Annotated in this window: 1 protein-coding gene; it reads right to left on the bottom strand. The window is 45.6% G+C overall.

Translation table 11 applies throughout. The features are described from left to right. Window positions 1–319: 319 nt before the first annotated feature. Window positions 320–1,771 carry a DDE-type integrase/transposase/recombinase gene (locus ACTNBR_RS16300; RefSeq protein WP_427808634.1) on the bottom strand — a complete coding sequence of 484 codons (1,452 nt, stop codon included), beginning with the start codon at window positions 1,769–1,771 and terminating at the stop codon, window positions 320–322. Between the last annotated feature and the right edge of the window lie 151 nt (window positions 1,772–1,922).

Below are 1,922 nucleotides of genomic sequence, written 5' to 3'. Positions count from 1 at the left end.
GGTAGTGTCAAGTAATCTATGAAAAACTGGGCCGAAAAAAACAGGCTCAAACGAACCTTGAAAATTGCAAATATATAAGACGGAAGGCCCTCCGGGGGCTCAGGGCGCTGCCCTAAGAACCTGCAAGGGACCAGTCCCTTGACCCGATTCCGGGCTCTGCCCGGACCTGTCCTCGCCGGAAGGCAGGAAAAGGGCGCACTTGCCCCTTTTCTGCTAAACAGGATAATCCGTGAACCTTATGTCAAGAGGCTTTCGCGGCATATCCTCGCACTTCGTGCTCTGGTATTCCACGGTCCTCCTGACAACGGTTCCGCTCCATTTACGCATTTTTCTGTTTCTGGAGATTTAGAATTGTCTGTTGACCAAGGAAGATCAGCAGTTGCCATTTTCCGGGCATATTGTCAGCGCCTTCCAGCATTTCTACTGTGTTCAGGACTTTATAGTTGTTGTGTTTGTGAGGACGCAGAAAGTTATAGTATGCAACCCACAGAGCAAGGTCATAGTTGGCACCGTCGATGTTGTCAAATCCGTTTGTTTTCCGGTAGGACGCTTTATAGGTTCGGTTCAGGCGCTCGATCATCTGCTTGAATGGACGGAACTCTTTGGAAACCGCATCGTCGTTGGTAAGCCCAATCACCTGGGTAATGCAGAACTTGAAGGCATCACCAAATTCATGGAAGAACTGCTGGGCAGCCAGTGGATAGGCACTGTAACCGTCTGCGATAAAGCGGAAGTTTTTTGGAAGCTCTTTGAAATGTCGGAAAGCCATGCGCATTGCCATGATACAGGGACCGACGCCGCGGTTGTCAGAGACCTGGTAACCGATGATGGAGCGCTTCGCAGCATCCATAATGAACCAGATATAAGTTTTGATACCACGGATCTTGATATAGGTTTCATCAGCAGTGAAAGTGCTGCCGGCATGATAGTCATAGTTGTCCACGAAAGGTTTTACACAGATAGCAGCAGTTTTACAGTAGTTGGCGATTTGCTGGTGTGAGATCCGGATGTTATAAAGATCCTTCAAAGCCTGGGAGGTTTTCCGCAGGGAGAGCCCGAGGTTAACGTGAAGAGTCAGGCACAGTGACATCACGTGGGAATCGAACTTGTTGAACTTCAGGGAAGAAGCATTTTTCGGGAGGGAATCCAGATCCATTTTAAAGAAATCCACGGTGAATTCACGGTAGATGTAGTGTAGCTTGTATTCGTTCTTGCCATAAGCTTTTTCAAGATGTTCCTTATCTACTTTTTTAAGATTGTGGAGATAGTAAGGGCATTTGGGATTCACGCATTTGTGGACGATAAAGTGTTTCCTGTCTTTTTTATGTACCAGAGCATTTCCACAGTGGGGGCAGCGTAAGGTGTACTCTTTAGAGAAACGGTTATCATCCGGTGAAAAGTTTGTGTCGCAGACCTTGCATTTGATCTGACCTTTCCTGCCGTTGTTGCGGTAGAGATAAGGTTGAGGGGCATTACAGCAGGGACACTTGCAGTCCTCGGGGATATCACATTCTTTGCGGCGTGAGACGGGTTTGATCTTCTTGTGATACTTGAATTCATAGTAGGGGATCAGGAGCTGCCAGTCCCAGTCGTTGTGATGGATTTCCATTTTAGGAAGTTCGTCTGTTTTGAGTTTCTGGTACTTTGGAGAGTGAGAATCGTCAAAAGCCCACTGTTTCAGTGGAATATATTTGCAGATAAAAGTAATCAGCCAGCAATTCTGCTGATAAAGATATTGAATAACAGAAAGTAAGTATTGTATAATGTCCATGAGCATTGTCTCCTTTGGTGTTTTGGAATTTTGGTCGAGGACATTATACCAGAAAAAGGGAGGTCAATGCTCTTTTTATTTGCATTCTCCCATAAAATCAAGGTTTTTATTGAATTTTGGGACAAAAAAACAGGTAGTTTTTGACACTACC

The sequence above is a fragment of the Bariatricus sp. HCP28S3_F11 genome, from assembly GCF_052065395.1.
GTDB lineage: Bacteria > Bacillota > Clostridia > Lachnospirales > Lachnospiraceae > Allocoprococcus.
The sequence above is the reverse complement of the archived record's forward strand: the minus strand, read 5'-3'. Positions and strand labels throughout refer to the sequence as shown.

Bases quoted from the DNA above. Each gene is read 5' to 3' on its own strand.
- ACTNBR_RS16300 (WP_427808634.1), bottom strand. From the start codon at position 1,771: ATGGACATTATACAATACTTACTTTCTGTTATTCAATATCTTTATCAG.